Here is an 840-nt window from a genome sequence, read left to right as displayed (position 1 = left end):
CCGTTGCAGTTAAGGAAAGAGGCAAGGATATTATCTTCCTGCGCCGTATTGTACCGGGCGGTACCGACCGCAGCTACGGCGTACATGTTGCACGCCTCGCCGGTCTGCCGAAGAAGGTGCTGGAGCGTTCGGAAGAGCTGCTGAAGGAATATGATAATGACAACGGCCACGTGCAGCAGCCTGTAGCTGCCGCAGCGCCGGATAATATGATGGGCTCGCTGTTTGGCAGTTCTATTGCCAATGAGCTCTTAAAGCTCGATGTTATGAGTATGACACCGATTGAGGCGATGAGCGCCTTGTATAAATTGCAGGATGAAGCAAGAAAGGAGCTGGGTAAATAATGGCAGAAGAGCATGCCGTCCGTTTGTTGGATACGAATACCGCCAACCAGATTGCTGCCGGCGAGGTTGTTGAAAAGCCTGCGTCCGTAGTAAAGGAATTGGTTGAGAACGCACTGGATGCCGGTGCGGATAAAATTGAAGTAACGATTTTTGCCGGCGGTACGGAATATATCAGAGTAACTGATAATGGCTGCGGCATGAGTGAGGCTGATGCCAAAATGGCTGTGCTGCGCCATGCCACAAGCAAGCTTACGAAGGCTGAGGATTTGCTGAGTCTGAATACCTTGGGCTTTCGCGGTGAAGCCTTGCCCAGTATCGCTTCTGTTTCTAACTTTACGCTGCTTACCCGTCCAGAGAGCGAGGAATTCGCTACTTCTGTGCATATCGACGGCGGTGAAAACACGGAGGTTACGGCAAGCGGCGGCAGTACAGGTACTACCGTAATTGTAGAGAATCTGTTCTTCAACGTGCCTGCACGCCGTAAATTCCTGAAAACCGT

General features: G+C 51.5%; 2 protein-coding genes. Both read left to right on the top strand.

Going from position 1 to position 840, the window contains the following annotated elements:
* On the top strand, positions 1-341 hold a 341-nt coding region (locus HMPREF9443_RS08325), incomplete at its 5' end, for a MutS-related protein (RefSeq protein ID WP_009146146.1).
* A partial coding sequence (gene mutL, locus HMPREF9443_RS08320) for a DNA mismatch repair endonuclease MutL (protein WP_009146145.1) occupies positions 341-840 on the top strand: 500 nt, incomplete at its 3' end. The genes HMPREF9443_RS08325 and mutL, both read left to right, overlap by 1 nt.

The sequence above is a fragment of the Phascolarctobacterium succinatutens YIT 12067 genome, from assembly GCF_000188175.1.
GTDB lineage: Bacteria > Bacillota > Negativicutes > Acidaminococcales > Acidaminococcaceae > Phascolarctobacterium_A > Phascolarctobacterium_A succinatutens.
Note: the sequence above shows the minus strand (reverse complement) of the source record. Positions and strands in the feature narration are given on the sequence as shown.